22 protein-coding genes are annotated in these 26,282 nt (G+C 41.8%); all 22 read left to right on the forward strand.

Going from position 1 to position 26,282, the window contains the following annotated elements; translation table 11 throughout:
* Positions 1-283 precede the first annotated feature (283 nt).
* The 22 genes from BM126_RS03790 (at position 284) to BM126_RS03895 (ending at position 26,040) form a co-directional block, all read left to right on the forward strand.
* Positions 284-1,057, forward strand: coding sequence for an isoprenyl transferase (locus BM126_RS03790; protein ID WP_090988200.1), 774 nt, complete (start codon positions 284-286; stop codon positions 1,055-1,057).
* Between the two features lie 26 nt (positions 1,058-1,083).
* Complete coding sequence (locus BM126_RS03795) at positions 1,084-1,881, forward strand: phosphatidate cytidylyltransferase (protein WP_090988201.1); 798 nt, start codon at positions 1,084-1,086, stop codon at positions 1,879-1,881.
* 168 nt (positions 1,882-2,049) lie between these two features.
* Entirely contained in the window at positions 2,050-3,207 is a 1,158-nt protein-coding gene (locus BM126_RS03800) for a 1-deoxy-D-xylulose-5-phosphate reductoisomerase (RefSeq protein WP_090988202.1), read from the forward strand.
* A 16-nt stretch (positions 3,208-3,223) separates the two neighbouring features.
* Positions 3,224-4,480 (forward strand): RIP metalloprotease RseP, encoded by a 1,257-nt coding sequence (rseP, locus tag BM126_RS03805; RefSeq protein WP_090988410.1) that lies wholly within the window; start codon positions 3,224-3,226, stop codon positions 4,478-4,480.
* A gap of 240 nt (positions 4,481-4,720) precedes the next feature.
* A complete protein-coding gene (locus BM126_RS03810) occupies positions 4,721-6,421 on the forward strand; it encodes a proline--tRNA ligase (RefSeq protein ID WP_090988203.1) in 1,701 nt (566 codons plus the stop codon).
* A gap of 252 nt (positions 6,422-6,673) precedes the next feature.
* Entirely contained in the window at positions 6,674-10,996 is a 4,323-nt protein-coding gene (locus tag BM126_RS03815) for a PolC-type DNA polymerase III (protein WP_090988204.1), read from the forward strand.
* Positions 10,997-11,185: 189 nt separating this feature from the next.
* On the forward strand, positions 11,186-11,659 hold the full coding sequence (gene rimP / locus BM126_RS03820; RefSeq protein ID WP_071349538.1) for a ribosome maturation factor RimP: 474 nt from the start codon (positions 11,186-11,188) through the stop codon (positions 11,657-11,659).
* A gap of 42 nt (positions 11,660-11,701) precedes the next feature.
* The gene (nusA, locus tag BM126_RS03825) at positions 11,702-12,835 is read left to right on the forward strand and encodes a transcription termination factor NusA (RefSeq protein ID WP_090988205.1); all 1,134 of its coding nucleotides are present in this window, start codon (positions 11,702-11,704) and stop codon (positions 12,833-12,835) included.
* 17 nt (positions 12,836-12,852) lie between these two features.
* On the forward strand, positions 12,853-13,128 hold the full coding sequence (gene rnpM, locus BM126_RS03830; protein WP_090988206.1) for an RNase P modulator RnpM: 276 nt from the start codon (positions 12,853-12,855) through the stop codon (positions 13,126-13,128).
* Positions 13,129-13,132: 4 nt separating this feature from the next.
* Positions 13,133-13,435, forward strand: coding sequence for a YlxQ family RNA-binding protein (locus tag BM126_RS03835; protein ID WP_071349541.1), 303 nt, complete (start codon positions 13,133-13,135; stop codon positions 13,433-13,435).
* A 19-nt stretch (positions 13,436-13,454) separates the two neighbouring features.
* A complete protein-coding gene (gene infB / locus BM126_RS03840; RefSeq protein WP_090988207.1) occupies positions 13,455-15,677 on the forward strand; it encodes a translation initiation factor IF-2 in 2,223 nt (740 codons plus the stop codon).
* The gene (locus tag BM126_RS03845; RefSeq protein ID WP_071349568.1) at positions 15,677-15,955 is read left to right on the forward strand and encodes a DUF503 domain-containing protein; all 279 of its coding nucleotides are present in this window, start codon (positions 15,677-15,679) and stop codon (positions 15,953-15,955) included. Before infB ends, BM126_RS03845 begins: the two co-directional genes overlap by 1 nt.
* An 18-nt stretch (positions 15,956-15,973) precedes the next feature.
* Complete coding sequence (gene rbfA / locus BM126_RS03850; protein ID WP_071349543.1) at positions 15,974-16,342, forward strand: 30S ribosome-binding factor RbfA; 369 nt, start codon at positions 15,974-15,976, stop codon at positions 16,340-16,342.
* 152 nt (positions 16,343-16,494) lie between these two features.
* On the forward strand, positions 16,495-17,409 hold the full coding sequence (gene truB / locus BM126_RS03855) for a tRNA pseudouridine(55) synthase TruB (protein ID WP_090988208.1): 915 nt from the start codon (positions 16,495-16,497) through the stop codon (positions 17,407-17,409).
* Between the two features lie 36 nt (positions 17,410-17,445).
* Positions 17,446-18,393 carry a bifunctional riboflavin kinase/FAD synthetase gene (gene ribF / locus BM126_RS03860; protein ID WP_090988209.1) on the forward strand — a complete coding sequence of 316 codons (948 nt, stop codon included), beginning with the start codon at positions 17,446-17,448 and terminating at the stop codon, positions 18,391-18,393.
* Positions 18,394-18,524: 131 nt separating this feature from the next.
* Positions 18,525-18,794, forward strand: coding sequence for a 30S ribosomal protein S15 (rpsO, locus tag BM126_RS03865; RefSeq protein WP_071349546.1), 270 nt, complete (start codon positions 18,525-18,527; stop codon positions 18,792-18,794).
* Positions 18,795-19,205: 411 nt separating this feature from the next.
* Positions 19,206-21,326, forward strand: a complete 2,121-nt coding sequence (pnp, locus tag BM126_RS03870; protein ID WP_090988210.1) for a polyribonucleotide nucleotidyltransferase — start codon at positions 19,206-19,208, stop codon at positions 21,324-21,326.
* A gap of 127 nt (positions 21,327-21,453) precedes the next feature.
* A complete protein-coding gene (locus BM126_RS03875; RefSeq protein ID WP_090988211.1) occupies positions 21,454-22,413 on the forward strand; it encodes a polysaccharide deacetylase family protein in 960 nt (319 codons plus the stop codon).
* Positions 22,414-22,611: 198 nt separating this feature from the next.
* Complete coding sequence (locus tag BM126_RS03880; protein WP_090988213.1) at positions 22,612-23,844, forward strand: M16 family metallopeptidase; 1,233 nt, start codon at positions 22,612-22,614, stop codon at positions 23,842-23,844.
* Between the two features lie 259 nt (positions 23,845-24,103).
* Complete coding sequence (locus BM126_RS03885) at positions 24,104-24,355, forward strand: YlmC/YmxH family sporulation protein (protein WP_090988214.1); 252 nt, start codon at positions 24,104-24,106, stop codon at positions 24,353-24,355.
* Between the two features lie 186 nt (positions 24,356-24,541).
* The gene (gene dpaA, locus BM126_RS03890) at positions 24,542-25,444 is read left to right on the forward strand and encodes a dipicolinic acid synthetase subunit A (protein ID WP_090988215.1); all 903 of its coding nucleotides are present in this window, start codon (positions 24,542-24,544) and stop codon (positions 25,442-25,444) included.
* Complete coding sequence (locus BM126_RS03895; protein ID WP_090988216.1) at positions 25,441-26,040, forward strand: dipicolinate synthase subunit B; 600 nt, start codon at positions 25,441-25,443, stop codon at positions 26,038-26,040. Before dpaA ends, BM126_RS03895 begins: the two co-directional genes overlap by 4 nt.
* The last annotated feature ends 242 nt before the right edge of the window (positions 26,041-26,282 follow it).

Below are 26,282 nucleotides of genomic sequence, written 5' to 3' on the forward strand. Positions count from 1 at the left end.
CTCTTTATGGCAGCCCCTTTTTTTACTGCAGACAGGCTTTTCGGCAGTATTTTTAACAGACAAAACCAGATTTCAGGGATATAATATTTTGCCCTTGTCTTTAAAACCGTCTATCTTACTCAATTTTTCATAATAATAATAGGAGAAGCGTCTGTTTTTTGTTATGATAGGATTGATTCTTTGCTATACATAGGAATTGAGGAGGCCTTGCATGATTTTCAGTCATACAGGCAAAAATTTTTAAAAATAAAAGATAGAGTACAACCTGATGGGGGACAAAAGTATGTATTCATTATGGAAGCGTTTGTTCAATAAAGATGCTTCTTCGGATCTGAATAAAAGGATTCAGGATATAAAAAAAAATGCGGTACCCTTCCATATTGCGATTATTATGGATGGGAATGGCCGCTGGGCAAAAAAACGCGCTCTTCCTAGAGTAGCGGGGCATCATGAAGGAATGAAAGTGGTAAGAAGAATTACGAGGCTTGCCAATAAGCTGGGTATTGGAACATTGACGGTTTATGCGTTTTCTACGGAAAACTGGAAACGTCCTAAAAGTGAAGTGGAGTTCCTGATGAAACTGCCGGAAGAATTTTTAGGATCATTTTTGCCTGAACTTGTATCCGAAAATGTTAAAGTGGAGATGATTGGCGATAAGTCGTACCTTCCTCCGCATACAATAAGAGCAGTTGAAACGGCAATGGAGAAAACAAAACATAATACCGGTCTGATTTTAAATTTCGCATTGAATTATGGAAGCCGTTCGGAAATCCTCGGGGCAGTAAAGAAAATCATTGATGACAAAAAAAGCGGATTATTAAAGGGCGATATTACGGAAGAGGATTTCTCCAGTTATTTAATGACAGGCAATTTGCAGGATCCGGACCTGCTGATACGTACAAGCGGTGAGATAAGGCTAAGTAACTTCATGTTATGGCAGCTTGCTTATTCTGAATTCTGGTTTACTGATGTATTATGGCCTGATTTTAAGGAAGAGGACCTGCTCGAAGCCGTTGAAGTCTACCAGAAACGGTCAAGAAGGTTTGGCGGTGTCTAATTTAGAAGGCGAGGAAAATTGAACTAATGAAACAACGTATTATTACGGCTGTTATTGCTGCAGCCATATTTATTCCCTTAGTTATATTGGGGAACCTGCCATTTTTACTGTTGATTTACCTGATGGCGACAATTGGCTTGTATGAATTGCAGAAAATGAAAAAGATGCCATTAAGTTCTTTTTCATCCCTGCTGTCGTTTATTTTATTATGGGCAGCGCTGGTGCCAGAACAGCATGGGGGAATGTTTGGTTATATTTATCAGCATAAGCTTCAGATTTTCCTTTTAGGTGTGCTGATTTACCTGATATATACTGTTGTGACGAAGAATTCATTTACTTTTGATGATGCTGGGTTTCTGTCCATTTCTGTCCTTTATGTAGGTATGGGCTTTTATTATATGTTTGAGACCCGGCAGGAGGGCACAAATGGACTGTATTACTTATTTTATGCCCTTTTTACCATCTGGGCGACTGATTCTGGTGCATACTTTTTTGGAAAGGCAATGGGCAAACGCAAGCTGTGGCCGGAAATCAGCCCCAATAAGACAATTGAGGGATTTATAGGCGGAATTATCTGCGCTCTGATTGTCTCCATTTTATTTTACTTCTTTTCTGATCTCGAACACTCGGCTGTTAAATTACTGCTGATTAGCATTCTTATATCAGTTTTTGGCCAAATGGGAGATCTTGTTCAATCAGCGTATAAGAGGCATTATGGCGTAAAAGATTCAGGAAGGCTGCTGCCGGGCCATGGCGGAATATTGGACAGACTTGACAGTTTAATTTTTATTTTGCCAATCCTCCAGATACTGAATCTATTTTAAAGACTTTTCAGGGACATTGCTGCCTTGTATTGGCCTTTAGACTGAATCTGTCCCTGGGGAATCTTAAACTAAGCAGAAACAGCAGGAGGCAAGCGTAACAGTAACATTTGAAAAAAACCTTGGAGTTTTATGGGTTAAAAGCTGCAAGCAAATTGGAGTTGAATACACATGAAATATATTAGTCTTTTAGGCGCAACAGGTTCGATTGGGAGGCAGACCGCGGATGTCGTGCGTTCACATCCCGAGGAGTTTCGGATAGTGTCGTTGTCGGCAGGCAGAAATATCAGCCTGACACGAAAATTCATCAATGAATTCAAGCCCGAATTGGTTTCTGTACAAACGAAAGAAGACTGTGAAACACTTAAAACGGAGTTTCCCTCAGGAGATATAAAGTTTGTTTATGGTGACACAGGACTAGAAGAAGCAGCTGTATACGAAAAAGCCACTGTGCTTGTGAATGCCGTGATAGGCAGTGTAGGCCTAGCTCCGACTCTTAAAGCAATTAAAGCAAAAAAAGACATCGCGATTGCCAATAAAGAAACACTTGTAACAGCTGGTCACCTGGTTATGGAGGAAGCCCGTAAGGCAGGAGTCAGCCTGCTTCCGGTCGACAGTGAGCACTCTGCCATTTTTCAGGCACTGCAGGGCGAAAAAGAAAAAAACATCGAACGTCTCATAATTACCGCTTCAGGCGGCAGTTTCCGTGACCGGACAAGGGAAGAGCTGAAAGATGTCAGTGTGGAGGATGCGCTGAATCACCCTAACTGGTCCATGGGCGCAAAGATCACAATTGATTCTGCAACAATGATGAATAAGGGGCTAGAAGTAATAGAAGCGCACTGGCTTTTTGGTCTGCCTTACGAAAAAATCGATGTGCTGCTGCATAAAGAAAGCATTATCCATTCAATGGTTGAATATCATGATTCAAGTGTGATTGCACAGCTTGGCACGCCAGATATGCGAGTGCCGATCCAATATGCTCTCACCTATCCGGACAGGCTGCCGCTTGCCTCGAAAAACAGGCTTGATCTTGCAAGCATCGGAAAGCTGCATTTTGAAGAGATGGATTTTGGGCGTTTTCCTTGTTTGCAATTTGCATATGAAGCAGGTAAAATGGGCGGAACGATGCCGACTGTTTTAAATGCAGCTAATGAAGAGGCAGTGGCGCGTTTTCTTAATGGAGATATTTCATTCCTTGAAATAGAGAAATTGATTGAAAAAGCGCTGAATAATCACCAGGCAATCGACAATCCGGAGTTATCCATTATCCAGGAAGTGGACCTGCATACACGGCAATATGTCAAAAAACTATTAATTTCGAGGTGATGTTCACGTGCAAACACTGCAAACCGTAATTGCCTTCATAATTATTTTTGGGGCGCTCGTCTTCTTTCATGAACTTGGCCACTTATACTTTGCAAAGCGGGCAGGAATCTTATGCCGGGAGTTCGCAATAGGGTTTGGTCCTAAGGTGTTAACTTTTAAGCGAAACGAGACGGTATATACCATTCGGCTGCTTCCGATTGGCGGATATGTGAGAATGGCCGGTGAAGATGCGGAAAATATAGAAATTAAACCGGGTTTCCGGGTGGGACTGATTTTTGATAAAGAAAATATTGTTTCGAAGATTGTTACAAACAATAAAGATAAATATTCGGATATTCATATCATAGAGGTAGAGGCGCTGGACCTTGACCATAAGCTGTTTATCAGCGGCTATGAGGAGAGCGAAGGAGAGCTGAAGACTTTTTCCGTGCATCCTGAAGCCGTGATTGTGGAAGATGGGGTTGAAAATCAAATTGCACCCTACAACAGGCAGTTTGCTTCTAAATCACTTGGAAACCGTGCCATTACCATATTTGCGGGACCAATGATGAACTTTATCCTGGCAATAGTTATTTTTATGATTATTGGTTTGTTTCAAGGCGTTGCTGTCGATAAGGCTAAGCTCGGGGAATTGACCAAGGATGGGACGGCCATTTCCTCAGGTCTAAAACAAGGCGATGAAGTGCAGTCTATTGACGGAAGTGAAGTTTCAAGCTGGAATGATGTTCAAAAAAGCATTCAGAAAAATCCGGGAAAAGAGATTGAATTCGTTGTTGAGCGGAATGGAAAGACATTGGAGGTTCCGGTCACCCCGAAAGAAGTTGAACGGGACGGGCTGAAAATGGGTGTGATCGGTGTATATCCGCCTATTGAAAAGTCTCCTCTCAAAGCGTTCAAACTCGGTTTTACGGAAACGTATGAATGGACTAAGCAAATTTTCTTTATGCTGGGCAAGCTTGTCAGCGGGCATTTTAAAATAGATATGCTTTCCGGCCCTGTCGGGATATACAAATCTACAGAAGAAGTGGCCAAATCAGGTGTTTTCAATCTGATGAAGTGGGGCGGGATTTTAAGCATCAATTTAGGGATCATGAACTTACTGCCGCTTCCGGCATTAGATGGCGGGCGTTTACTATTCTTCTTAGTTGAAGCATTAAGGGGAAAACCGATAGACCGCCAGAAAGAAGGGCTGGTGCATTTTATAGGCTTTGCACTGCTGATGCTTCTGATGATTGTGGTCACCTGGAATGATATCCAGAGATTTTTCCTTTAATATTACGTGCATGTGCGGGTAATTAGATAAATACTCTGCTAAATTGCTTGGTTTCTCTTTGCGGCGTCATGTATAATCTATATAAAGATATGCGGGCTATTAAGCGCTATTTTATAGCGCTTTTAGTCTTTTCAGATGATAAAGCTATATGGCTTGTTCACAAATATATTCACACTGGAAATAATGAAATAAATGGCTGTTTAATGAATCATAATTTTTCAATTGAGGAGTGCACGAAACATGAAACAAAGTAATACATTGATTCCGACAATGAGGGAAACTCCGTCGGATGCAGAAATAAAAAGCCATCAGCTGCTGCTTAGAGCGGGCTATATGAGACAAAATTCAAGCGGCGTCTACAGTTTTATGCCACTTGGAATAAAGGTCCTTCAAAAAATCGAATCGATCGTCAGAGAGGAAATGGAAGAGGCTGGTGCGGTTGAATTGCTTATGCCGGCGCTTCAGCAGGCTGAGTTTTGGCAGGAGTCGGGCAGGTGGTATACATACGGACCTGAATTAATGCGCTTAAGGGACCGGAATGACCGGGAATTTGCTTTGGGGGCTACACATGAAGAAGTCATCACAAGCCTGATCCGTGATGAAGTGAAGTCCTATAAGAGACTTCCGCTTACATTGTATCAGATCCAGACAAAATTCCGGGATGAAAAAAGACCTCGTTTTGGTTTGCTGCGCGGACGCGAGTTCATCATGAAAGATGCTTACTCTTTTCATTCAAACCAGGAAAGCCTCGATGAAGTATATAAAAAAATATTCAATGCATATTCTGCAATATTCCGCCGCTGCGGACTGGATTTCCGTGCAGTAATTGCTGATTCTGGGGCGATGGGCGGTAAAGATACTCACGAATTCATGGTTCTTTCAGATGTCGGGGAAGACACAATCGCTTATTCCGATAGCTCAGATTATGCAGCAAACATTGAAATGGCGCCTGTAACCGGCAGTTATAAACAAAGTGATGAAGCGCTGGCGGAGATGGAAAAGGTGCATACTCCCGGCCAGAAAACGATTGAAGAAGTTTCTGGGTTCCTTGGGCTTGATCAGAAAAAATGCATCAAATCCCTGCTCTTTAAAGTGGATGACAAATTTGTTCTCGTTTTAGTCAGAGGAGATCATGAAGTAAATGACATTAAATTGAAAAATTTATATTCTGCTTCGGTTGTTGAATTGGCTGATCCGGGATTGACAAAGGAACTGCTCGGGTCTTCTGCAGGTTCATTAGGTCCGGTTTCTGTTTCCAAAGACATTGAAATTATTGCAGATCAGGCAGTAATCAGCATGGCTAATGCTGTATGCGGTGCAAATGAAGAAGGTTACCATTTCACAAACGTGAACGCCGGCCGTGATTTTACTGTATCAAGATACGAAGATCTGCGCTTTATACAGGAAGGTGATGTATCACCGGATGGAAATGGAACCATTAAGTTCGCAAAAGGCATTGAAGTTGGACATGTCTTTAAACTTGGTACCCGGTACAGCGAAGCGATGGGAGCAGCCTTCCTTGATGAAAATGGCCGTTCACAGCCAATGATCATGGGCTGCTATGGAATTGGAGTTTCCCGTACTCTTGCAGCAGTGGCCGAGCAGTATAATGATGAAAATGGACTCGTCTGGCCAGCAGATTTAGCTCCTTATCAGGTTCATGTAATTCCGGTCAATATGAAGGACAGCACACAATCAGAATTAGCTGGAGACATTTATGCCAGCCTGAAAAAAGAGGGCTTTGATGTGTTAATGGATGACCGCAAGGAGCGGCCTGGAGTCAAGTTCGCCGATTCGGATCTGATTGGAGTTCCTGTCAGAATTACAGTCGGGAAAAAAGCCTCTGAAGGTATCATTGAAATGAAAATCCGAAAAACAGGCGAAGTCCTTGAGCTTAAGCTGGATGAAATCTCTGCGAAATTGCAGGAACTTATGGCGTGACAGGCTCCGTACAAAACTAAACTAAAAACTGCAAAAATACAAAGGCAGCATTCTTAAATGAGTGTGCCTTTTTCTTCTGCTTTTACCTGAAATAATCTGTCTGTAATATGTAGGATGGTATGATATAATAACCACTGTTGTGCAATGAAATTTGAGCGGCAGATATAGCGATTACACGCGAAAAATATAGCTGAAGCATAAAAAAGAAGCCTAATTCAGGCATTTAAAATATATATGATGGGGAGTGAGAAGATGGCTCAGGGCCCAAATAGCGGAAGAGAAAGATTCCAGCTTTTGCTCCAGCAAATGGGGCTTACAGAAGATGCTTTTGTTCAGCATTTTTATCAGGCGGAAATAGAGAAGCTGTCCATAGACAGAGTTTCTAAAACATGGCACTTTATCTTTCAGATGGAAAAGCTTATTCCATGCAGCATCCACACTCGTTTTTCTATACAGCTGAAAAGTACATTTGCACATATTGCAAATGTAACATATTCTTTCCATGTCCTGAATCCTCAACCCTCAGAGGAACTGATAAAGGAATACTGGAAAAATTGCCTGGAGGAGTTAGACGGCATTTCACCTGCATTATTGACCTTATTAAATGAGCAGGAACCCAAAGTGATAGGCAACAGGCTGATTGTCCGGGCCAGAAATGAAGCAGAAGCAGGCCAGCTTAAAAGGAAGTATTCTGGTATCATTTCAAATATTTATCAAACACTTGGTTTCCCTCCGCTTTCACTGGAAGCAGAGGTTACATCTGCCGCAGAAAATGAGGACTATCAGAAATTCCTTGCTGAAAAGCAAAAAGAGGATGAAGCCAAAGGGCTGGCTGCGTTAACGGAAATGCAAAAACAAAATAGTGAAAGAGGCAAAGATGACGCTGCTTACGAAGGACCGGTTAAAATCGGCTATACGATTAAGGAAGATGCAGATTTCAGAAGTATAGAGCAAATTATTGATGAAGAGCGCCGAATTGCAATAGAAGGCTTTGTATTCGATGCAGAAACAAGAGAGCTTAGAAGCGGACGGACTCTTCTGACTTTTAAAGTGACGGATTATACAAGTTCTATACTCGTAAAGATGTTTTCCAGAGATAAAGAAGATGCTGCCATTCTTGCCCGGGTCAAAAAAGGAATGTGGGTGCGTGCACAAGGCAGCATCCAGAATGATACATTTGTCCGGGACCTTGTTATGATTGCGAATGATATCAATGAAATATCACGTGCAGGACGCATTGATCAGGCTCCCGAAGGACAAAAGAGGGTCGAGCTCCATCTCCATGGCCCAATGAGCCAAATGGATGCAGTTACACCAGTTGCTGCCCTGGTTGCCCAGGCTAAAAAGTGGGGGCACAAGGCTATTGCTATTACCGACCATGCCGGTGCCCAAGCGTTCCCTGAAGCTTTTAGCGCAGGCAAAAAAAATGACATAAAAATCCTTTATGGAGTCGAGGCCAACCTTGTAGATGATGGTGTGCCTATTGCTTATAATAGTGCACATCGTGAACTGGCGGAGGATACGTATGTGGTTTTTGACTTTGAGACAACAGGCTTATCAGCTGTGTATGACACAGTCATTGAACTTGCTGCAGTTAAAATGAAAGACGGGGAAATCATTGACCGTTTTGAATCCTTTGCCAACCCCCATCATCCTCTGTCTAATACGACTATCGATTTGACGGGCATAACGGATGATCTTGTAGAAAACGCACCGGATCCGTCAGAAGTCCTGCAGAAATTCAGAGATTGGGCAGGAGATGCCATCCTGGTAGCCCATAATGCAAGTTTTGATATGGGATTTCTGAATGTAGGCTATAAAAAAATCGGGTATCCTAAAGCTGATAATCCAGTCATTGATACTCTTGAACTGGCTCGTTTTCTGTATCCGGAATTCAAGAATCATAGACTTAACACGTTAGCAAAAAAGTTTGATATAGAGCTGACTCAGCATCACAGGGCGATTTATGATGCAGAAGCTACCGGCTACCTCCTGCTGAAGATGCTTAAAGATGCACAGGAAAAAGGAATTGCCTTCCATGACCAGTTCAATGACAACATGGGACAGGGAAACGCTTATCAAAGGTCCCGCCCATATCACTGTACACTGCTGGCCCAAACTCAGGATGGTTTGAAAAATTTGTTTAAGCTTATTTCCATGGCTCATTTGAATTACTTTTACAGAGTCCCTCGAATTCCGCGCTCACAGCTCCAAAAATTGCGTGAAGGCATACTGGTAGGATCAGGATGCGATAAAGGTGAAGTTTTTGAGGGAATGATGCAAAAGGATTTTGAAGAAGTGGTGGATATTGCGGAGTTCTACGATTATATAGAAGTGATGCCCAAAGCAGTTTATCAGCATATGATCGAGCTGGAATATGTGCGTGATGAAAAATCTCTGGAAGGAATTATTTCTAATATCATCAAGCTTGGTGAACGGCTGGATAAGCCAGTCGTGGCAACAGGGAATGTACATTACCTGGAACCGAATGATAAAATTTACCGGAAAATCCTGGTCAATTCACAAGGGGGAGCAAATCCTCTGAACCGCCACAAACTGCCGGATGTGCATTTCAGGACAACCGATGAAATGCTTAGAGCGTTTCAGTTTTTAGGAGATGCTAAAGCGAAGGAAATAGTTGTCGAAAATACAAATAAGATTGCAGACATGATCGATGATATAAAACCGATAAAGGATGAACTGTATACCCCGAAAATAGAAGGCGCAGAAGATGAGATGAGGGAAATGAGCTATAGCATGGCCAAAAGCATATATGGCGACGAACTTCCTGAAATTGTGGAGGCAAGGCTTGAGAAAGAGCTTAAGAGCATAATAGGACATGGATTTGCTGTTATCTACCTTATTTCACATAAGCTCGTTAAAAAATCGCTGGATGATGGATACCTGGTTGGTTCCAGGGGATCCGTGGGATCTTCATTTGTGGCGACAATGACTGAGATAACGGAAGTCAACCCGCTTCCACCGCATTATGTATGCTCTAAGTGCAAAAAGTCGGAGTTCTTTGATGACGGCTCGGTGGGATCTGGATTCGACTTGCCTGATAAACTATGTCCTGACTGCGGCATTCCTTATAAAAAAGACGGACATGATATCCCTTTTGAAACGTTCCTAGGTTTTAAAGGAGATAAAGTACCTGATATTGACTTGAATTTCTCAGGGGAATATCAGCCCAAGGCGCATAACTATACCAAGGTGCTGTTCGGTGAGGATTATGTGTTCCGTGCAGGGACAATAGGAACGGTGGCAGAAAAAACAGCATATGGATATGTAAAAGGGTATGCAGGAGACAATAACCTTCACCTTAGGGGTGCAGAGGTGGACAGGCTTGTAGCGGGATGTACCGGTGTTAAGCGGACTACGGGCCAGCATCCAGGCGGTATTATCGTTGTGCCTGATTATATGGACATTTATGATTTTTCGCCTATTCAATTTCCGGCGGATGACAAAAATTCGGAATGGAGAACAACTCATTTTGATTTTCATTCCATACATGATAATGTCCTGAAGCTGGATATTCTCGGACACGATGATCCAACAGTAATCCGTATGCTCCAGGATTTAAGCGGCATTGATCCTAAGACAATACCGACAGATGATCCAGAGGTCATGAAGATTTTCAGCGGCACCGAGTCACTTGGAGTAACAGAGGATCAGATCATGTGTAAAACCGGAACGCTTGGAATACCGGAATTCGGTACACGTTTCGTCCGCCAGATGCTTGAAGATACAAAACCGACGACCTTTTCAGAACTAGTCCAGATATCAGGACTTTCACATGGCACGGACGTGTGGCTTGGAAATGCACAGGAATTGATTCACAATAAAATATGTAACTTGAGTGAAGTAATCGGCTGCCGTGATGATATTATGGTGTATTTAATTTATCAGGGACTAGATCCTTCGCTTGCTTTCAAAATCATGGAGTCAGTCCGTAAAGGAAAAGGGCTTAGCGAGGAATTCGAAGCAGAAATGCGTAAAAATGAAGTGCCGGAATGGTACATTGATTCCTGCAAAAAGATCAAATATATGTTCCCGAAGGCGCATGCTGCCGCATATGTATTAATGGCTGTAAGAATTGCATACTTCAAAGTGCATTTGCCTCTTTTATATTATGCAGCCTATTTTACAGTCCGTGCCGAAGACTTTGAAATTGAAGCCATGTCACGGGGATCACAATCGATCCGTACTAAAATAGAAGAGATCAATGCGAAAGGCCTTGAAGCTTCCACTAAAGAAAAAAATACCCTTACAGTGCTTGAGCTTGCACTCGAAATGTGTGAAAGGGGCTTTTCATTCACAAAGGTTGATTTATATAAATCGAGCGCAGATGAATTCATTATTGAAAACAATACGCTTATTCCTCCTTTTAATTCAATACCTGGATTGGGTACGAATGCGGCCATTAACATAGTAAAGGCACGGGGGGAAGGAGAATTTCTTTCTAAAGAAGACCTTCAGCAAAGAGGAAAGGTTTCCAAAACCATTCTGGAATTTCTTGATAACCAGGGCTGCCTGGAAGCTCTTCCGGAACAAAATCAGCTGTCCCTGTTTTAGAGGTACGGCAATCACATCACGAGACACAGTGTTTGCATAAAAAACTTGATTATGGTATATTTTTATTGGAAATACTACGAAGAACCAATGGCAAGAGTGGGGAAACCCACTCTTTCGTGTTGTAATTGACTAAAAATTTTTTCTAATCCATTACAAAGAACGCACTACGAACATGTATGGAGGAAACAAATGAGCAAAAAAGTAACGGAAATTGTAGAAGAACTGGTATTGCCTATTCTAGAAGAGCTGAATCTTGAACTTGTAGAAGTGGAATACGTAAAAGAAGGAAAAAGCTGGTTTTTGCGTGTGTACATCGATAAAGAAACCGGTGTGGATATTGAGGACTGCGGAAATGTCAGTGAAAAGCTTGGCGAAAAGCTGGATGAAACAGATCCGATTACACAAAATTATTTTCTTGAGGTTTCGTCTCCAGGGGCTGAACGTCCGCTGAAAAAAGAAAAGGATTTTGAAAAAGCAATTGGAAAGAATGTCTACATAAAAACATATGAGCCGATTTTAGATGAAAAAGAATTTGAAGGCATTCTTACCGGATTTGACGGAAAAGAAGTAACTGTAGAAATCAGAATCAAGACAAGAAAGAAAACCGTGGTCATTCCTTATGAAAAGGTAGCAAAAGCAAGGCTTGCGATTACTTTTTCATAATCAGCGCCTGCGGTGAGATGAATAATCGAAGGGGGATCTACCATGAGCAGTGAGTTGTTAGATGCTCTATATATCCTGGAAAAAGAAAAAGGCATTTCTAAGGATGTTTTAATTGAAGCAATAGAGGCTGCGCTCATTTCAGCGTACCGCCGTAATTTTAATCAGGCCCAAAATGTACGGATTGATTTAAACCTTGATAAAGGTACAATGAGAGTGTTTGCAAGGAAAGATGTAGTGGATCAGGTTTTTGATCCGCGTCTTGAGATTTCATTGGACGAAGCAAAAGGCATCAATCCAAGCTATCAGATAGAAGATGTTGTTGAGATGGAAGTAACGCCTAAGGACTTCGGCCGGATTGCTGCACAGACGGCAAAGCAGGTTGTCACTCAAAGAGTGAGGGAAGCTGAAAGAGGCATTATTTACTCTGAATTCATCGACCGGGAAGAAGATATCATGACAGGCATAGTGCAGCGCCAGGATTCCAGGTTTATTTATGTAAGCCTTGGAAAAATAGAAGCGCTTTTGCCTTTGAATGAGCAGATGCCCAATGAGCAATATAAACCGCATGACCGCATTAAGGTATTTATCACAAAAGTCGAGAAAACCTCAAAAGGGCCTCAGATCTTCGTCTCCAGAACACATCCTGGGTTATTGAAAAGGCTATTTGAAATTGAAGTTCCCGAGATTTTCGATGGAACGGTTGAAATCAAATCGGTTGCACGCGAGGCAGGAGACCGCTCGAAGATCTCCGTACACTCTGACAATGCCGAAGTGGATCCTGTAGGGTCTTGCGTTGGCCAAAAAGGGCAGCGGGTACAGGCAATTGTAAATGAATTAAAAGGCGAAAAAATTGATATTGTAAAATGGTCTGAAGATCCTGTAGTTTTCGTGGCTAATGCACTAAGCCCTTCAAAGGTTCTTGAAGTTCTTGTGAATGAAGAAGAAAAGGCAACTACTGTGATTGTACCGGATTACCAGCTTTCGCTTGCAATTGGAAAACGCGGCCAGAATGCAAGATTAGCAGCAAAGCTGACAGGCTGGAAAATTGATATCAAAAGTGAAACAGACGCCAGGGAAGCAGGGATTTATCCTGTTGAAGAGCAGGAGTTTCTTTTGAGCAGAGACAGCTACGAAGAAGACGACAGTGATGATAATTTAATCGGGGAGAACGATTAAGGCAGAGGTGATCGAGAATGGGCAGCCCTAAAAAAATCCCTATGCGCAAATGTGTCGCTTCCGGGGAAATGAAGCCGAAAAAAGAGCTGATTCGCATCGTAAGGTCAAAAGAAGGCGAAGTGAGCATTGACCCTACCGGCAAGAAATCAGGGAGGGGAGCTTATTTATCCCTTAACCGTGATATAATTAAGCTCGCTCAAAAGAAAAATGTGCTTGCAAATCATCTAAGTGCGGCAATCGATCCTTCCATTTATGAACAATTGATAGAACTAGCGGATAAGGAGAAACACTAACATCATGAAGCAACAACAGTGGATGTCGCTACTAGGTTTGGCAAATCGAGCGCGTAAACTAATCTCCGGAGAAGAGTTAGTTGTAAAAGAGATAAGGAGCGGAGGAGCTAAGTTAATTTTGTTAGCTGCAGACGCCTCTTTAAATACAGAAAAAAAAATATCTGATAAATGCATACATTATCAGGTTCCTTTAAAAAGAGTCGAAAATCGGTCTTTGCTGGGTCAGGCAATAGGCAAGGAAGCAAGAGTTGCCGTTGCGGTCCTGGATGAAGGTTTTGCAAGAAAACTTCAAACGTTGCTCGATTAAATTTTACGGGGGTGAACGTATGACCAAATTGCGTGTATATGAATATGCAAAACAAAAGAATGTTTCCAGCAAGGACGTAATAAATAAACTTAAAGAAATGAATATAGAGGTATCAAACCATATGACAGCATTAGACGATTCAACTGTAAATAAGCTCAATAATTCTTTAAAACCACAAACAGAAGAAAAAAAGCAGCAGTCCAATCCTGCGGCCAGCATTAAACCACAATCTTCTTCTACGCTTAAAAGCTATGAAGAAGAAGCAAATGACAATCAAAATAGTGTTGTCAACAAAGAAAAGCTTAAGAAAAAAGTCATTCCAAAGCCTGCAGCAGGCAAAAAAACAGCGCAGGAAAACCAGAAGAAAGAAACAAAGGTCTTTAATAAGGGAAGAAACAATAATAACAACAACCGCAACAGGAACAATAAGCATAAGCCTTCACATTCACCACAGGCTGCTCCTGTTCAAAAAAGGAAAGAAAAAGAACTGCCAAAGAAAATCACCTTTACTGAGTCTTTGACAGTTCAGGAGCTTGCTAAAAAGCTTCACCGTGAACCTTCTGAAATCATCAAGAAGCTATTTATGCTTGGTGTTATGGCTACAATCAATCAATCGCTTGAAAAAGATGCCATTGAAATGATTGCCGGCGAATATGGAGTGGAAGTGGAAGAAGAAGTGCTGGTCGATCTTACCGATCTTGAATCACTTGTGACCGAGGACTCCGCTGAAAACCTTGCTGAGCGTCCATCTGTTGTTACAATCATGGGCCACGTTGACCATGGTAAAACAACTTTACTGGATTCCATCCGCAACACAAAGGTTACTGAAGGCGAAGCAGGCGGCATCACTCAGCATATCGGTGCTTATCAAGTTGAAGTCCACGGCAAGAAAATCACATTCCTGGATACCCCGGGACATGCCGCTTTTACAACAATGCGTGCCCGCGGTGCACAAATAACTGATATAACTATACTAGTTGTAGCTGCTGACGATGGTGTGATGCCTCAAACAGTTGAAGCGATAAACCATGCTAAAGCCGCTGAGGTCCCGATTATCGTTGCAGTAAATAAAATGGATAAGCCCGGCGCTAATCCAGACCGTGTTATGCAAGAGCTGACAGAACATGCACTAGTTCCAGAAGCTTGGGGCGGAGATACTATTTTTGTTCCTATTTCAGCTAAACAAGGCGAAGGAATTGACAGTCTGCTTGAAATGATCCTGCTAGTAAGTGAAGTGGAAGAACATAAGGCCAATCCTAACAGAAAAGCGATTGGAACGGTTATTGAAGCACGTCTTGATAAAGGGCGCGGAACGGTTGCTACATTGCTTGTACAAAACGGAACACTAAAAATCGGAGATCCGATTGTAGTGGGGAACTCATTTGGACGTGTTCGTGCCATGGTCAATGACCTAGGACGCCGTGTTAAGGACGCTGGCCCTTCAACTCCTGTAGAAATTACTGGATTGAATGAAGTGCCGCAAGCAGGAGACCGCTTTATCGTGTTTGAAGATGAAAGAACAGCACGCCAGGTCGGCGAGACACGTGCTCAAAGACAGCTTGCTTCACAGCGGAATGAAAAATCCCGTGTTACTCTCGATAACTTGTTTGAACAAATGAAACAAGGGGAAATAAAAGAATTAAATATCATCATTAAAGCAGACGTTCAAGGATCTGCTGAAGCTGTAGCTGCATCTCTTCAAAAAATTGAAGTAGAAGGGGCAAAAGTTAAGATCATTCATGCTGGCGTTGGTGCCATCACTGAATCTGATATTATCCTTGCCACTGCTTCGAACGCAATCGTCATCGGCTTCAATGTCCGCCCGGATGTTAATGCGAAACGTGCTGCCGAGTCAGAAAACGTGGATGTAAGGCTTCATAGAATCATCTACAAAGCGATTGAAGAAATTGAATCGGCAATGAAGGGTATGCTTGACCCTGAATTCGAAGAAAAAATCATTGGCCAGGCAGAAGTCCGGACTACTTTCAAAGTATCAAAAGTCGGTACGATTGCAGGTTCATATGTGACCGACGGCAAAATCACAAGAGACAGCGGAATCCGCTTGATCCGTCAGGGTGTAGTCATTTTTGAAGGCGAACTTGATACACTGAAGCGCTTTAAAGATGATGTGAAAGAAGTAGCCCAAAACTATGAGTGCGGAATTACCATTAAGAATTTCAATGACATTAAAGAAGGCGACGTTATTGAAGCATACGTAATGGAAGAGATTAAACGCGCTTGATCATTGGATCGGCAGTTTGCGAATGTCTCATCTACAATGCACATTCATTGAAAGAAAAAAGGGCCGTGCTGCAGCGGGTGCTGACACGGCTCAAGCAAAAATACAATATCTCAGCGGCAGAGGTTGATCATCAGGATTTGTGGCAGCGTACAAGCATAGCCCTGGTTACAGTTACCTCATCCCGGAAGTCGACTGAGAGGGAATTGCAGAATGCCCTGCAATTTCTTGATTCATTTCCGGAATTAGAGCGAACAATAACAGATATAGAATGGCTTTAAGTTAGCGAGGTGATTTTTATGAGCCTTCGTTCAAACCGTGTAGGCGAACAAATGAAAAAAGAACTTAGTGAGATTATCGGCCGGAAAATTAAGGATCCGCGCGTCGGTTTCGTGACTGTAACGGATGTTTCTGTAACAGGTGACCTGCAGCAGGCAACTGTTTATATATCTGTTTTAGGAGATGCCGAGCAAAGAGAAAATACACTAAAAGGACTTGCAAAGGCTAAAGGGTTCATCCGTTCCGAAATTGGGCAGAGAATCCGCCTGCGCAAAACTCCTGAAATTTCTTTTGAGTTTGATGAATCGATTGATTATGGAAACAGAATTGAAACACTAATTCACCAGATCCATTCTGAAGATAAACCGGCACAAAAGGATGAAGAATAACTCTGTTTATCGGTTAGGAATGGGATTTCTCCCTTCCTGGCCGTATTTTTCATTCTAAGGGTACAAAAATTGCAGAATACTGGGGATAGACATGTTTTGTCTATCCTTTTTTTCTGCATGGAAACTGCAGATCAAGGAGAGTGAAGAACAATATGGAAGGCATATTGCCATTATTAAAGCCAAAAGGCATGACATCCCATGATTGTGTATTTAAATTGAGGAAGATCCTTAAAACAAAGAAAGTCGGGCATACAGGAACGTTAGACCCTGAAGTGACAGGTGTGCTGCCGATTTGCATTGGCAGGGCGACAAAGGTGGCTGAATACATAACTGATGCTGGAAAAGCATATGTGGGGGAAGTGACCCTGGGTTTTTCAACAACTACTGAAGATGCCAGCGGAGAAGTTGTCGAAGAAGTAAAGGTAGACAGGACCATTCAGCGGGGTGAAATATTGGATGTTCTTCAATCTCTTACAGGACTGATCGAACAGACTCCTCCAATGTATTCAGCTGTTAAGGTAAATGGCAAAAAACTATACGAATATGCGAGAGCTGGCATTACTATAGAACGGCCATCGCGAAATGTAATGATTCATAGCATTGAACTGCTTGATGACCGTGAATTTTTTACAGTCGATAATCCTTCTTTTAAATTCCGCGTCAGCTGCAGCAAAGGAACATATATAAGAACGCTCGCAGTTACCATCGGAGAGAAATTGGGATATCCTGCACATATGTCAGATCTCATAAGAATTGAATCAGCAGGTTTTACTCTGGATGATTGCCTCACATTCGATGATGTCGAACAGGCAGTGCAAAATGAAAATTATGCATTCCTGCAGCCGATGGAGCGGGGATTATTTCATTTGCCCAAATATCACATTAGTGATACAGTAGCAAAGAAAGTGATAAACGGTGCTGTTTTAGAGCAGCCTGATAATCTGCCTGCCGAAAAAGGAATGCCTTTCGTTATGGTTAACCAGGACCAAAAGGCATTGGCCATTTATGAAATCCATCCGCAAAAACAAGGTCTCATTAAGCCTGTTAAAGTACTGGCGCAAATATAAAAGAAAGTTTTGCCCGAAGAAAGAGGAGATTTTGACGTGAAAGTAATCGTAATAGAGCATCCTCATGAATTTACTCCCGATCAGTTTCCGCAGCTTGCCATTGCCCTCGGATTTTTTGACGGGATACATAAAGGACACCAAAAGGTAATTTCAGCAGTGAAGGATATTGCCCATCAATTGAATATGATGTCAGCTGTAATGACATTCGACCCGCATCCTTCTGCAGTACTTGGGAAAAAAGTTCAGCATATTCGATATATCACTCCCCTTCATGATAAAATTTCCATTATTGAAGAGATGGGTGTGGATTATCTTTTTATTGTTCATTTTACGGAGGAGTTTGCAGCACTGCTTCCACAGGAATTCGTTGACCAATATTTAATAAACATTAATGTCCGCCACGTGGTGGCAGGCTTTGATTATTCTTATGGAAAATACGGTGAAGGAACTATGGAAACTCTTCCTCTCCATTGCCGCGGCCGATTTACCCAGACAATCGTTGAAAAGCAAAAGCTTGAAGATGAAAAAGTAAGTTCTACCCGAATCCGCAAATGTTTGGCTGATGGGGACTTTTTAGAATACAGGCATCTTACCGGAAGATACTATATGACTCGCGGAATTGTCATTCATGGGGAAAAAAGGGGACGCCAGCTTGGCTTTCCCACTGCAAACATGGATTTAAAAGATGATTATATATTTCCTGCAACAGGGGTTTATGCCGTGCAGATGAAAGTCCGGGGAATTTGGCACAAAGGCATCTGCAATGTCGGATATAAACCCACTTTTCATAAAGAAAAACCGGATGTACCTTCAGTAGAAGTACATATACTCGATTATTCAGGAGAGATCTACGGAGAAACGGCAGAGATCCAATGGATTAAAAGGCTAAGGAGCGAAAAAAAGTTCTCCGGTCTTGAAGAGCTTGTCAAACAAATTGGCATAGATAAAATGCAGGCAGAGGAATACTTCAAAGAGATTGAATAATAAACTTGCAATAACAAATAAAAAGGTGTATTCTATTGATTGTATGAAAGCAACCATTGCTTGGCTAGTCGTGTCTCCGACGCTGGCTCGGTGATTGGGGATTCTACAGCAATTTTAGGAGGGAAAACAAAATGGCATTAACACAAGAACGCAAAAACGAAATTATCGCTGAGTACAGAACTCATGACACTGACACTGGTTCACCAGAAGTACAGATCGCAGTTCTTACTGAAGACATCAACAACTTGAACGAGCACTTGCGTGTTCATAAAAAAGACCACCATTCACGTCGCGGTCTTCTTAAAATGGTAGGTAAACGCCGTAACCTTCTTGCATACCTTCGAAACAAGGATGTAGCTCGTTACCGTGAGCTTATTACACGATTGGGCTTACGTCGATAATCACTCAAAAAAAAGCGGGAAACCTTCCCGCTTTTTTGATGTTATTAAAGCGATTTTTAAAGAATAATGTCGGGCGCATAAATGATACAGGCTTTTGCCATCGTCCTTAAGGACTCGGCTGAAGGCCGGGTTTTTTAATAACCATCCAAATGATGCCCTGCATCATCAATCATACATAATGAAAGCTATTTTAAGCTTGGGTAAGTGGACAGGATACAAATTGCAGAAAAATTGCAGATTTTTTCTTAATTAATCCATTTTGCTGTTAATGCTTGTTTTTTTCGTGCATAATAAGGATGAGTTTAGTTTACTTTAGTAATTCTACTTTGACATATAAATGATGTAATAATTAGGTTAGGTACTAATACCAAGCCTCTAAAGCGACGATTCAGAGAGGGGTTTTATTGAAAGATGGGACAGGAAAAACACACCTATTCATATGATTGGGCCGGGAGGAAACTAACGGTTGAGATCGGCCAATTAGCCAAGCAGGCAAATGGCGCAGTTCTCGTAAGATACGGGGAGACGGCTGTGCTAAGTACAGTGACTGCTTCTAAAGAACCGAAAAACGTAGACTTTTTTCCTTTGACAGTCAACTACGAGGAAAGGCTGTACGCTGTCGGAAAAATCCCTGGAGGCTTCATTAAAAGGGAAGGAAGGCCGAGCGAAAAAGCAATCCTTGCATCCCGTTTAATAGACAGGCCTATCCGCCCGCTATTTGCAGATGGATTCAGGAATGATGTCCAGATTATCAGCATGGTCATGAGCGTTGATCAGGATTGTTCGTCTGAAATGGCTGCAATGTTTGGTTCTTCTCTGGCTTTATGTGTTTCCGATATTCCATTTGAAGGCCCCATTGCCGGTGTAGTGGTAGGAAGAATCAATAATGAATTCATCATTAACCCAACAGTTGAAGAGCTGGAAAAAAGCGATATCAATCTGACAGTTGCCGGAACAAAAGATGCCATCAATATGGTTGAAGCGGGAGCTGATGAAGTTCCGGAAGAAACGATGCTTGAAGCAATTATGTATGGACATGATGCCATTATCAAGCTGATTGAATTCCAGGAAAAGATTGCAGCTGAAATTGGAAAAGAAAAAATTGAAGTTAAGCTGTATCAAGTAGATTCCATTTTGGAAAAAGAAATCAAAGACCTCTGCGGACAAGACCTTAATCAGGCAGTGCAGGTTCAGGAAAAGCATGCCAGAGAAGATGCAATTAAAGCAGTGAAAGACAGTGTTCTTGCAAAATATGAAGAACAAGAAACAGATGAAGAAAAAATGAAACAAATAAAAGAAATACTGAATAAACTGGTAAAAAGCGAAGTGCGGCGCTTAATTACAGAAGAAAAAGTTCGTCCGGATGGCCGAAACCCTGATGAAATCAGGCCTCTCTCTTCTGAAGTGGGCTTGCTTCCAAGGACTCATGGATCAGGTTTATTCACACGCGGGCAGACTCAGGCATTATCAATTTGTACGCTTGGGGCACTCGGTGATGTACAAATTCTTGATGGACTGGGAACTGAAGAATCCAAACGCTTTATGCATCATTATAATTTCCCTCACTTTAGTGTAGGCGAAACAGGTCCATTAAGAGGGCCGGGCCGCCGTGAGATTGGTCATGGGGCACTTGGCGAAAGAGCATTGGAGCCAGTCATTCCAAATGACAAAGACTTCCCATACACAGTCCGCCTTGTTTCAGAGGTTCTTGAATCCAATGGTTCCACTTCACAGGCCAGCATATGTGCAAGCACATTGGCAATGATGGATGCAGGAGTGCCGCTTAAGGCGCCTGTAGCAGGAATTGCAATGGGACTTGTTAAATCTGGTGAGCATTACACAATCTTGACAGATATCCAGGGAATGGAGGATCACCTTGGAGATATGGACTTTAAGGTGGCTGGAACTGCCAAAGGTGTAACAGCCCTGCAGATGGATATTAAAATTGAAGGACTTTCAAAGACTATCCTTGAAGAAGCTCTTCAGCAGGCTAAAAGGGGCCGCATGCATATCCTTGATTCCATGCTTGCCACACTTAACCAGCCTAGGGTAGAACTTTCTAAATATGCTCCAAAAATTCTTACTATGTCTATTAATCCAGATAAAATCAGGGATGTTATTGGGCCAAGCGGTAAACAAATCAATAAGATCATTGAAGAAACTGGCGTGAAAATCGATATAGAACAAGATGGAACTGTCTTTATATCTTCAATTAATGATGATATGAACCAAAAGGCTAAGAAAATAATTGAAGATATTGTCCGTGAAGTAGTTGTAGGAGAATTGTACCTTGGCAAAGTGAAAAGGATTGAAAAATTCGGCGCATTTGTTGAAATCTTTAATGGCAAAGACGGTCTAGTCCATATTTCTGAACTTGCAGAAGAAAGAGTCGGAAAAGTGGAAGACGTTGTAGCCATTGGGGACGAAATCCTTGTAAAAGTAACTGAAATCGATAAGCAAGGCAGAGTGAACCTGTCCCGTAAAGCTGTTTTGAAAGAACAGAAAGAAGCGGCAAACAATCCACAGGCTTAATAGGGATGATACATGAAAAGGCAGGCGGTTCCTTGTGAATTGGCCTGCCTTTTCGCTTTTTTCACCCGCCGCAAACGTTCTACCTTGTCCAATGCCTTCATACATTTTGTAAGAAGGAGGCATGAAAATGGGCAATAAGTGGAAGCATATAGTTGCGATAACTGCCATTGCAGGTATATCATGGTTATTAGTTCAAAATCCTTATACGAATGAGTATCTTTTTGAATTAAAAGGAGATTCAGCAACCGTCCTTAAACAAAAGGACAGTCTTCTTGAAGAAATAGAAAGCAAAGCAGCAGAATATGAGGCTCCTCCCCAGGATGCAAGAATCGATCCTGTATGGAAAAGTGTGCCTGGCTACAATGGTTTAAAAGTCAACATTACAGCTTCTTATCATGTGATGAAAAAAGATGGAGTGTTTGATGAAAAAAAGCTGATATATTCTCAAGTTGCACCAAAAAAGCATTTGCAGGATTTAAAAGCTGAGCCAATCTACCGGGCGCACCCGGATAAACCAGTTGTATCCTTTTTGATAAATGTGGCTTGGGGTAATGAGTATTTACAGGATATGCTTGCTGTATTGAAGAAAAATCAAGTAAAAGCCACTTTTTTCCTGGAAGGGAAATGGACTAAAAATAATCCGGAACTGGCAAAAATGATTCAAGAAGGCGGCCATGAAATTGGCAACCATTCATATTCCCATCCTAATATGAAAACTATTTCTTCGGCTGCATCCAAAGAAGAGATGCAAAAAACTAATGAAATCATTGAAGCTGTCACAAACAAAAAATGCAGGTGGTTTGCCCCTCCAAGCGGAAGTTTCCGTGATGAAACTGTCTCAATTGCCAGCTCTTTAAAAATGGGAACAATCATGTGGAGTGTAGATACAATAGACTGGCAAAAGCCCAGTCCGGAAATTCTTATACAGCGGGTCATGTCAAAAGTGCATCCAGGTGCTTTTATATTGATGCACCCGACAGAATCATCAGCACGGTCTCTAGATACATTAATTAAACAAATTAAAAAGAAGAACCTGCATCTTGTTACAGTCACAGAAGCACTAAGCGAAAAAAGAATGATGCATTGAAAAATGTTTCCATAAAATAAATGTTTCATTTATACAAGTTTTTGTATGAAAGTCTTTCTTCAGCGCCCAGCCCGCTGTGCAATAGAGGATTGCCCCTTGAAGGCAAAAAGCGCCTACATGGTTCAATCCCTATTTGCTTCTCGGTCTTGCAAGGCGCTTCAGCATTTCGGTTCACCACAGATTAGGGAGGAATGTTAGTTGATTAAGAAATATACTTGTCAAAACGGTGTAAGGGTTGTTCTAGAAAATATTCCGACTGTCCGTTCAGTTGCCATCGGGATTTGGATTAAAACGGGATCACGCAATGAAACACCAGAATTAAATGGAATTTCTCACTTTCTGGAGCATATGACGTTTAAAGGAACGACTAAGCGTACTGCCAGGGAAATAGCTGAATCTTTTGACAGTATTGGCGGCCAGGTAAATGCATTCACTTCCAAAGAATATACCTGCTATTACGCAAAGGTGCTTGATACACATGCAAGCTTTGCTCTGGAAATTCTGTCTGATATGTTCTTTAACTCAATATTTGATGAAGAAGAACTGAAGAAAGAAAAAAGCGTTGTCTATGAAGAAATTAAAATGTACGAAGATACACCAGATGATATCGTTCATGATCTGCTCAGCCAGGCTATCTATGAAAATCACCCTTTGGGTTACCCCATCTTAGGTACAGAAAGTACGTTGGAAACTTTTACAGCGGAAACATTGAATGCATATGTACATGATATGTATACCCCGGATAAAGTGGTTGTTTCGATTGCCGGAAATGTAAATGAAAGCCTTGTTAAAGAAGCGGAAGGCTACTTTGGTTCATATGAAGGCGGAAAAAGCCGTCCAGAGTTAGTTAAACCCAGCTTCCACCAAAATAAGCTAGTACGCAAAAAAGAAACAGAACAAGCTCACCTGTGCCTTGGCTTTGAAGGCTTAAAAATCGGGCACAGCGATACATACAGCCTTATTGTCTTAAATAATATCCTCGGCGGAAGCATGAGCAGCAGGCTATTCCAGGAAGTCAGGGAAATGAGGGGCCTTGCGTATTCAATCTACTCCTATCACTCCGGATACCAGGACAGCGGAATGGTTACCATCTACGGAGGAACAGGAGCTAATCAGCTTGATAACTTGTATGAAACCATCAAGGAAACATTAGAAACATTAAAAAGTGAGGGAATCACCCAAAAAGAGCTGAATAACAGCAAAGAACAACTTAAAGGAAGCTTAATGCTTAGCCTTGAAAGCACGAACAGCAGAATGAGCAGAAACGGAAAAAACGAGCTGCTTCTTGAAAGGCACCGTTCACTTGATGATATCATTGATATGATTGATGAAGTGACTGAAGACAGTGTAAACACACTTGGCAGAAAACTTTTCACCGATCATTATTCAATTTCCCTGGTAAGTCCGCTGGAAGACTGGACAGCCAGGTAAAAAAAAGACCTGTTTTGCGCGCTGCTCATGAATGGAGCGATGCCAAATGGGTCTTTTTTTTGATGCTAGCCAAGCCGCAGTATTTCCTTTTCATAAATTTTAAATAAGGCAAACGCTAATATTTACCCGTGGTACGGGAGTTATTAAATCCTTTAAATAAACGTTATACAAGGTTTTTTTTCAGTTCTGCTGCTTCTTTGCTTCTAAGCGGCCGGGCACCCCGATATAGTGTAATAAGGACGTATTAAGGAGGCGCGGCATGAGGCTAAGTGAATTAAGCGGTAAAGAAATTGTAGATATCAAGAGAGCGGAAAGATTGGGCGTGCTTGGCCAGACAGACTTAGAGATAGATGAGAAAGGGCAAATTACTGCTCTTATCATACCCTCAGTCAAGTGGTTCGGCCTCCGTAAAAACGGCAATGAAGTGAGAGTGCCATGGAGCCATATTAGGAAAATCGGCGCAGATATGATTATCATAGATATAGCTGAAAATGAAAGCTTTACTGAGTGAAAAACCGCAGGCGTAACATTTACTGAATCTGTGCAAAAAAAAGCTGCATCCCGCAGCTTTTTTATTTTGCTTTTAAAGGCAACTTTATGTATTTCTTCACCTATTGTTTAGAAAACACATAATATGTTGGGAATGAAGCAGTGATTGAAAATGAAGAGAGCAGTCTATAAAAGAAGGTGATGTTTGATGCTCACAGGTGTGCAGATTGCAGTGATAGGCGGAGATGCGAGGCAGCTGGAAGTCATCAGGAAGCTAACAGAGCTCGATGCAAAGCTTTGGCTGATTGGTTTTGAACAGCTTGATCATGCATTTACAGGGGCTGTTAAAGAAAAGTTGGAAGATGTTGATCTCTCTGAAATTGATTCTATAATACTTCCTATCCGCGGAACGAATGCAGATGGCAAGGTTGAAACCATCTTTTCAAGTGAAGATGTATTCTTAAATGAAGAAACGCTGATGAAAACACCTCCACATTGCACCATTTATTCAGGAATTAGCAATGATTATCTCAATTCTATTATAAAAAAGTCCAATCGTCGCCTTGTACAGCTTTTTGAAAGAGATGATGTAGCCATCTATAATTCCATTCCCACAGTAGAAGGAACAATCATGATGGCGATTCAACATACTGATTATACGATACATGGTTCAAATGTGGCTGTCCTGGGCCTTGGACGCGTCGGAATGAGTGTCGCCAGGTCATTTCAGTCACTTGGAGCCAAAGTGAAGGTGGGGGCGAGAAAAAGCGAAGATCTTGCAAGAATCACTGAGATGGCTGCATGGCCTTTTCACTTAAACGAGCTTCCAAAAGCAGTGACTGATGTTGATATATGTATCAATACCATTCCTTATCCTATCATAACAGCCTCTGTATTAGCCAATATGCCTGTTCACACGCTTATTATCGATTTGGCCTCAAAACCAGGGGGGACAGATTTCCGCTACGCTGAAAAACGGGGCATTAAAGCCCTGCTTGCTCCAAGTCTTCCGGGTATCGTTGCTCCTAAAACAGCCGGAAAGATACTCGCAAATGCTTTGTCACAGCTTATAAGAGACGATATTAAAAAAAGAAAGGGGAAAACGACATGAGCCTACAAGGTAAAAGAATAGGATTTGGATTGACAGGTTCTCACTGCACGTATGACATTGTTTTTCCGGAAATTGAGAAATTAGTAAATGAAGGTGCTGAAGTGGTGCCGGTTGTGACAAGTACCGTCCAGCATACAGAAACGCGATTTGGCAAGGGGGAGGATTGGATAGAGCGAATCGAAAAACTGACAGGCCATCATGTTGTGGATACAATAGTCAAAGCAGAGCCGCTTGGCCCCAAAATGCCTCTTGACTGCATGGTGATCGCTCCGCTTACAGGCAACTCAATGAGCAAAATGGCCAATGCACTTACCGATTCACCAGTACTTATGGCTGCAAAAGCTACAATAAGAAATCACCGTCCGGTTGTTGTCGGAATTTCTACAAATGATGCCCTCGGCCTTAACGGAGTGAATCTTATGAGACTTATGGCTGCAAAGGATATTTACTTTGTGCCTTACGGCCAGGATGACCCTCTGAAAAAACCAAATTCTATGGTTGCGAGAATGAGTATGATCAGAGATACAATTGTGGCAGCAATTAACGGAGAGCAGATCCAGCCTGTTATCGTTGAAAGATTTAAAGACGGTAATTAAAGCGCTATCTAATGCCGGTCACCTGATGCATAAGATAATTTAGCACAAAATCTGTTTATTTAGATTGTGAGTATGTTAAAATAAATGGTATTCCTAGAAAGAAAAATAAAATATACGAACCGATTAATACATGATATGTTCCATAGTAAAGCTGGGCGGTTTGCCGGCTGTGCTGTGCCATGAAGTAAAATTAAAGATTATCCATTTAACAGATGATGCTGCTTATTATTGAAAAGGGGTAT

The organism is Bacillus sp. OV322, from assembly GCF_900112495.1.
GTDB lineage: Bacteria > Bacillota > Bacilli > Bacillales > DSM-1321 > Peribacillus.

Bases quoted from the DNA above. Each gene is read 5' to 3' on its own strand.
- BM126_RS03790 (WP_090988200.1), top strand. From the start codon at position 284: ATGTATTCATTATGGAAGCGTTTGTTCAATAAAGATGCTTCTTCGGAT.
- BM126_RS03795 (WP_090988201.1), top strand. From the start codon at position 1,084: ATGAAACAACGTATTATTACGGCTGTTATTGCTGCAGCCATATTTATT.
- BM126_RS03800 (WP_090988202.1), top strand. From the start codon at position 2,050: ATGAAATATATTAGTCTTTTAGGCGCAACAGGTTCGATTGGGAGGCAG.
- BM126_RS03810 (WP_090988203.1), top strand. From the start codon at position 4,721: ATGAAACAAAGTAATACATTGATTCCGACAATGAGGGAAACTCCGTCG.
- BM126_RS03815 (WP_090988204.1), top strand. From the start codon at position 6,674: ATGGCTCAGGGCCCAAATAGCGGAAGAGAAAGATTCCAGCTTTTGCTC.
- rimP (WP_071349538.1), top strand. From the start codon at position 11,186: ATGAGCAAAAAAGTAACGGAAATTGTAGAAGAACTGGTATTGCCTATT.
- nusA (WP_090988205.1), top strand. From the start codon at position 11,702: ATGAGCAGTGAGTTGTTAGATGCTCTATATATCCTGGAAAAAGAAAAA.
- rnpM (WP_090988206.1), top strand. From the start codon at position 12,853: ATGGGCAGCCCTAAAAAAATCCCTATGCGCAAATGTGTCGCTTCCGGG.
- BM126_RS03835 (WP_071349541.1), top strand. From the start codon at position 13,133: ATGAAGCAACAACAGTGGATGTCGCTACTAGGTTTGGCAAATCGAGCG.
- infB (WP_090988207.1), top strand. From the start codon at position 13,455: ATGACCAAATTGCGTGTATATGAATATGCAAAACAAAAGAATGTTTCC.
- rbfA (WP_071349543.1), top strand. From the start codon at position 15,974: ATGAGCCTTCGTTCAAACCGTGTAGGCGAACAAATGAAAAAAGAACTT.
- truB (WP_090988208.1), top strand. From the start codon at position 16,495: ATGGAAGGCATATTGCCATTATTAAAGCCAAAAGGCATGACATCCCAT.
- rpsO (WP_071349546.1), top strand. From the start codon at position 18,525: ATGGCATTAACACAAGAACGCAAAAACGAAATTATCGCTGAGTACAGA.
- pnp (WP_090988210.1), top strand. From the start codon at position 19,206: ATGGGACAGGAAAAACACACCTATTCATATGATTGGGCCGGGAGGAAA.
- BM126_RS03875 (WP_090988211.1), top strand. From the start codon at position 21,454: ATGGGCAATAAGTGGAAGCATATAGTTGCGATAACTGCCATTGCAGGT.
- BM126_RS03885 (WP_090988214.1), top strand. From the start codon at position 24,104: ATGAGGCTAAGTGAATTAAGCGGTAAAGAAATTGTAGATATCAAGAGA.
- dpaA (WP_090988215.1), top strand. From the start codon at position 24,542: ATGCTCACAGGTGTGCAGATTGCAGTGATAGGCGGAGATGCGAGGCAG.
- BM126_RS03895 (WP_090988216.1), top strand. From the start codon at position 25,441: ATGAGCCTACAAGGTAAAAGAATAGGATTTGGATTGACAGGTTCTCAC.